Annotated in this window: 7 protein-coding genes; 2 read left to right on the plus strand and 5 right to left on the minus strand. The window is 41.3% G+C overall.

Annotated elements, in window-relative coordinates; translation table 11 throughout:
- The first annotated feature begins 356 nt into the window (after positions 1 to 356).
- Positions 357 to 1,769, plus strand: a complete 1,413-nt coding sequence (locus JWH17_RS22625; protein WP_205224976.1) for a patatin-like phospholipase family protein — start codon at positions 357 to 359, stop codon at positions 1,767 to 1,769.
- A gap of 555 nt (positions 1,770 to 2,324) precedes the next feature.
- Positions 2,325 to 3,053 carry a class I SAM-dependent methyltransferase gene (locus tag JWH17_RS22630; protein WP_205224977.1) on the plus strand — a complete coding sequence of 243 codons (729 nt, stop codon included), beginning with the start codon at positions 2,325 to 2,327 and terminating at the stop codon, positions 3,051 to 3,053.
- Positions 3,054 to 3,095: 42 nt separating this feature from the next.
- On the opposite strand, the gene JWH17_RS24225 is transcribed toward JWH17_RS22630, so the two are convergent.
- The 5 genes from JWH17_RS24225 to JWH17_RS22650 all read right to left on the minus strand — a co-directional run bounded on the left by JWH17_RS24225 (position 3,096) and on the right by JWH17_RS22650 (position 5,548).
- Positions 3,096 to 3,224, minus strand: a complete 129-nt coding sequence (locus JWH17_RS24225; RefSeq protein ID WP_269755908.1) for a hypothetical protein — start codon at positions 3,222 to 3,224, stop codon at positions 3,096 to 3,098.
- On the minus strand, positions 3,221 to 3,430 hold the full coding sequence (locus JWH17_RS22635) for a hypothetical protein (RefSeq protein WP_205224978.1): 210 nt from the start codon (positions 3,428 to 3,430) through the stop codon (positions 3,221 to 3,223). Before JWH17_RS22635 ends, JWH17_RS24225 begins: the two co-directional genes overlap by 4 nt.
- Before the next feature lie 449 nt (positions 3,431 to 3,879).
- Positions 3,880 to 4,758: a DUF1186 domain-containing protein gene (locus JWH17_RS22640; RefSeq protein ID WP_205224979.1), complete on the minus strand. Its 879-nt coding sequence runs from the start codon at positions 4,756 to 4,758 to the stop codon at positions 3,880 to 3,882.
- Positions 4,759 to 4,946: 188 nt separating this feature from the next.
- Positions 4,947 to 5,225 carry a hypothetical protein gene (locus tag JWH17_RS22645; protein ID WP_205224980.1) on the minus strand — a complete coding sequence of 93 codons (279 nt, stop codon included), beginning with the start codon at positions 5,223 to 5,225 and terminating at the stop codon, positions 4,947 to 4,949.
- 8 nt (positions 5,226 to 5,233) lie between these two features.
- Positions 5,234 to 5,548 carry a hypothetical protein gene (locus JWH17_RS22650; protein WP_205224981.1) on the minus strand — a complete coding sequence of 105 codons (315 nt, stop codon included), beginning with the start codon at positions 5,546 to 5,548 and terminating at the stop codon, positions 5,234 to 5,236.
- Positions 5,549 to 5,776 lie beyond the last annotated feature (228 nt).

The following is a 5,776-nucleotide window of genomic DNA, read 5'->3' on the forward strand; positions in this document are numbered from 1 at the left end:
TCGCCTTGGGGTGGTCAGGGGCAGCCTCTGCTAAAGGTAGCTGTTGATTGTGAGTTTTTCGCATCTTTTTCGATTTCCGGAAATAGTTAATCAAGTAATTTTAGCGACTTACTAAAAAAACTTTACCGGAAACCGTAAAAAAAGCACCCCTTAAAAGGCGATTTTCTCTTGCTAAATCAAATGAATAGCTTCTCGCGGACAGACACTAGCTAAAGTGATTATAATTGCCAATAGAAGGTTTTCATATAGCGCAGGAGGGATTCCCATAGCTTTCTGAATAATTTAATGGTGGGTCACCGCTGACAGGTTTAGTAATCCACATATTCCTTAACTGGTATCTTCCTGAGAGAACATGTATGGATGATAATTTTCTTACGCTGAGTGAAAACAATATGAATCAAGTAAAGATAAGTCTAAAGAATAGAGGAGAACAAGCAAGCGCCTGGTCCAGGATAGTCTTATGTTTAATACTGCTAACTTTTGCTAGTGGCTGCGCTTCATATGGCATCGTCCAAAACAAGCCCAGCAAAGACGCAGTTCCTGCTACTCCTTATTCTCTGAAAACCTGGGCCAACAGCAAAAAAACAGAAGATACCATCTTTTTTTTGACATTTTCTGGTGGAGGAACACGAGCTGCGGCCATGGCTTATGGTGTGCTCCAGGAATTGCGGGATACATTGATTTTCAGAGATGGGCAGCAGGAGCGATTGCTTGACAGGGTGACCCATATAAGTTCTGTATCCGGTGGTAGTTTTACCGCAGCTTACTATGGCCTCCACGGTGATAAGACTTTCGACACATTTGAAAGTGAATTTCTCCGCAAGGATGTTGAAGGGGTACTTACCAAGAGTCTGGTTCGCCCGAGTCACTGGTTTAGTAGTAAAGGACGAACCGAGCGAGCGATCGATTACTACAACGAGATTCTTTTTCATGACGCTACTTTTGCCGACATGATGCAACCTCATCGCCCCATGATCATAATTAATGCTTCTGATCTAGCTTATGGTCTCCGTTTTTCGTTTATCCAGGATTATTTCAACTTCCTCTGTTCTGATCTCCGTTCCTTTCCTGTGGCCAGGGCAGTGGCAGCCTCGTCTGCGGTGCCTGTAGTTTTCAACCCGGTGGTAATCGAAAACTTCGAGGGCTGCAGTGTTCCTCAATTTAATTCATATACAACTGAACTGGCACAACAGAGTAGTGAATTTGTTAATACACTTAAAGGGTTACAGTCCTACAGCAACAAGAAAGCCCGAAAGTACATTCATTTTGTGGACGGTGGTATCACCGATAACATGGGTCTGCGTGCCATGACCGATGTCATGGCCCTATCTGGCGGGCCCAGCGCAATGATCAACAAAATGCAAAGGAAAATCCCGCGCCGTGTAGTGTTTCTGTCAGTAAATGCATCTACCGAGCATAATTCAGATATGGATAAAACGACAGTTCAGCCATCAATGCTAGATGCAATGAATGCCATGACCGATATTCAATTGCACCGTTATAACGATGCAACGGTTGATAAAGTAAAAAGTGATCTTGATGTTTGGACCGCAAAAATATCTACTCCTGAGCATCCAGTAGCTTCCTATTTCATACAATTAGGTTTTGAAGAAACCCCACAACTGGAAGTAAAATTGTTTCTGAACAAGATTCCTACTTCATTCAGCCTGACGGATGAACAAGTTGACACTTTAATATCCAGCGCAAGAGTACTTTTACGTACCGACCCTGAATTTAAACAGCTTCTTGCGGATCTTGCTAATTATTAGCTTCAAAATCTTACTGCAACGGGATGCACGTATATACGCATGAGTCATTGGCTGACTTAGTTGGAATGCTAGCAAAAGATTGTTCCAAAATATAAGGCAGCGAGTTGCCAAGTGTCCAGCTTGGCTAGCTGCGTCACATTATTTTGAATCTAAAAGGTACATACACAGATGAACAAATGTCAAAACGCAATTTTGCCAAATGGATCTTCTTTCTGATCAGGTAATTTCAGCAGAGCAGCGTTGAACTAAATATTACCAATTCTAAGGTTCTTATTTCTCTAAAAGTAAGAACTTGAGGGTTGTTCCTGTGCATCCACTGTACGAGAAAAACGAACAAGGTAAACGAGTTTTACGGGAAAAGAGGCTCCGCGTAGTCAAGTGATTCCATAAACGTCGGATGCTCCCAGTTGAGTGTGATTCCCATTGTTTTCTGTCATGTTATAGAAAAGAAATTGAATTACTCTGATGCATTGAGGATAACGTGAAAAAAATGACGATTTACAACATAAATTACTTTTAATATCCGGAGCACTACCCCTCGCTGGCAAACAACTTATGAATATAAACAAAACAGATGCAGCAAAAGACCCACTAGGTGCCATGCTGCTTGAATATATGCATGGCAATATAGGAGTATCCATTACAGTAGAAGCAGAAAATTTCGAGATGACAACCATGACTGGCGCAACCATGTTCAGAGAGTATTCCGAAATGGAACAACTCGAACAGCATGCTCTTGCATTATGTAAAGGTAAAATCCTTGATGTTGGTGCGGGTAGCGGTTGTCACAGTCTGTTTTTGCAACAACAGGGAAAAGACGTCCATGCTCTTGATATTTCCCCAGGTTGCGTGCAGGTCTTAAATGAGCGCAAGATACAGCATGTTATTCATCAGAATCTTTTTTCACTTAAAACATGTCAATACAACACAGTTCTTATGTTAATGAACGGTATAGGTATCTGCGGTACTGTCGACGGTCTTCACTTTTTTTTTCAATTCATCCCGACATTACTGGCAGAAGGTGGTCAGATTCTTGTCGATTCAACCGACCCGTTTGTGCTTGATGGTATTTCGAGGGAAGATTACCACCCTTCTGAAATTTACCCTGGTGAGACTGATTTTATAATGAAATACAAAAAGATTTCTTCCGAACAATTCAGTTGGTTGTATGTCGATTTCGACACCCTCCAATCATTTGCTGAATTTCACGGTTTTCAATGTGAACGGATCATTGCAGGCTCCGATGGTGAATATCTTGCTAAAATTCACTCCCACTCACATTGAATGACGACACATAAAATCGGCCATATTACAGGTCGACTTTCTCTACATTCCGGTTCCGTAACTCAGAACTGTAACTCCTTCTTCAAATAAGGCAGGACAGGTTGTGTCGGATCCTCCAACCTTTTCACTGGTGGCCAAATCATTTACAGTTAGGCCACCGACATTTTTCATGATGACTCATAAGCCAGATCAACATGATCCTTGTAGCGATCCAGGACCTTCCGGCGTTTGAGTTGCATGGTATGGGGCAACATGCCATTATCTACAATGAATGGTTCATCGACCAGAATTAATTGTCTTGGAATTTCATATCCTCCGAATTTCCCTTTAAGTTGGAGCAGATGGTTCGAGTCGAAAGCGCCGAGATAAACCGGCATAAGGTAGAGGGTGAAACTCCCTTACATGAAAGGAGAAGCTGCTCCATCATGCCCCCGAGTCATGCGTCGGCTATCCGCGAGGAGGCGGTGAAGCGTTGACAGGGAAAAAACGCAGGCCAGTCATTGAGCTCCGAAATCACCTCATTCGTGGTGCCCGATTGTGACTTGATGGGGAAGGCAACACGGTGGCGTATAGGCGTAAACCAGCGAGTCCGTCACCGGCCCCGCGGAGTCAGAGACCCTGTGCAGAGGAGCAATCTTCACTTTAGAAAAATCGGCTTCAGGGGCATTGCGTAAATGATATGAGTCAAGCAAAGGCCTGACCACGTTTTCTTTTTCACCAAATCTTGTTCGTGAGCAGTTCTGATTTTCACACAATATCCTTAAAATATAAACAGTTCAGATGTGGGTCGCCAGGCTCTCACAATCTATCTTTATCCGTTGGACGATTACTTCTTCTTTTTTCGATTTGTTTTTTTAGATGCTTTAGACTGTTTTCTCTTTGACTTTTTATTTTTCTTATTCTGCTTTGGTTTGTTTTTCAGTGAGTTGCTTGATAAGTCTCTGGGCGAGGATCTTTGTGGTTGTTCAAAACATGCCCACCACGACATACTATCATGGATGTTGTCTATTTGTCTTTCTTGTATCTTCGTTCTCAGCTTATCTAAACATTTCTCTTTGCTACCCTTTAATATTTCATCGAAATCTTCATACCTGATATAGCCGGGATTAATTAACCCATCATCATATGCTTTTTCAATTGTCTCCATCAACTCTTCTGGATAAATATCGTATACACAAGTTGCTAATATGTCATGAAAGGCCGATCCTGGAGATTCATCTTCAGTGAATAATTCTCGATAAAAGGACAAAATTTCTCCACGGGTTATATAGCCTTCAATTAATGCATAAGATAATGCCTGAAGCGCTGACCCTCGACAATAGTCATATGTACTTTTGTTTAATATTAAATCTTTGATTCTCTTAGTATCCCCCCCACACGTCCGAAGAAGCACAATAGGTAGGTCTCCAGTGACAGCATCTCCGAATAAAGCGCTGGGCAGATCATTCGGGAGGCTAAATAGGTCAACTATTATGTCATGGGCCTTAGTTTCGCAAAAATGGCCCAATAACATAAAGGCGTATATGTGACCCCAATAATCACTGTCATGACCAGCATATTTACCAGGATCTTGAAGCACCTTTTCCAGTATTGATATTAAGTGAGGTGTGATCTCTTCACGTCTAATTAATGCCTTGTCAATTTCATCGCGTTTATATTTTTTATCGTAAATTTCCAGTGATTGTAAAAGATCGGTAATTTCCATTTTCGGACTCTGTAAATTTATTTATGTGAAAATTGTTATCGTGCCCATAAGTTATTCTACGTTTTCATGATATTTACAAAAAAAGCAAAAAGATGACCTTCAAGAGTCATACAAATATTTGCCCCTTTGATGAAGATGGCACGGCCCTGGCTGTCTGTTGAAGCGACATGTCTGGAAATCTTGCCGTTTCATCTTGCTCTTGTTCTGATCCCCTGTTTTTTTACTTCCTTTTTCAGAAGGAGCCGCTGGTCTTTATTGGCAATCTTGATTGCAATGGCATAAATTTTATTATGAAAAGATTCGTAACTGTCTCTTTTTATAAAGGGTATTGTACCGTTTGCATATTTTTCAGGCACTGATATGGCAGACAATGATGTTAGATACGATGCGATAAATCGTTTCTCATCTCCCGTGATCATCCAGGTTCCGTATTCATCGGCGAAAACAATTTCTTCACCTTCTGCCATTTTATCAATCAGCTTTTTAAGCAACTTGAAACACTGCACACTATGTCATGATCACCCTGATCGGTTAATCTTGAGCTATCTTCAAGGTAATTGCTCACTTCATCAAACCAGGCATCGGTTTTTTCTGGAATGTCGGAAAAATTCTTAGAATTTATGTCAAATGGTGCATAATAGTAACCGTCCACCGACTTTTCATAAAACTTTTCAATGGCTACGAGAACTTCCCCACTATCAATAGAAGATGCTGGGACTTCGCTTATTGCCTCACCAAAGACTTCATGCCTTTGGATTGTGCTCATCATGTCAAAGGCTAATTGGAGCATCTCTAATAGCTTCGTTTGGCTTTGGGTATTAACTCAACTTTCGGGGTTGGAAGCGCATGACAGAAAATATATAGCAACCACCTGAAAATAGGATAAAAAAAAGAAAAGCCCTTCGCTTTCTGGTATATTGGGATCTGCGAAAAAACCAACAATACCAGGAAGAAAGAGCTTTTATGGAAACTACCAGTTATTTCGAAGCACAACAAGAGGCAAAACAGCTGCAATCTC

It is taken from the genome of Desulfogranum marinum (assembly GCF_016918565.1).
Classification (GTDB): Bacteria; Desulfobacterota; Desulfobulbia; order Desulfobulbales; family Desulfobulbaceae; genus Desulfogranum; species Desulfogranum marinum.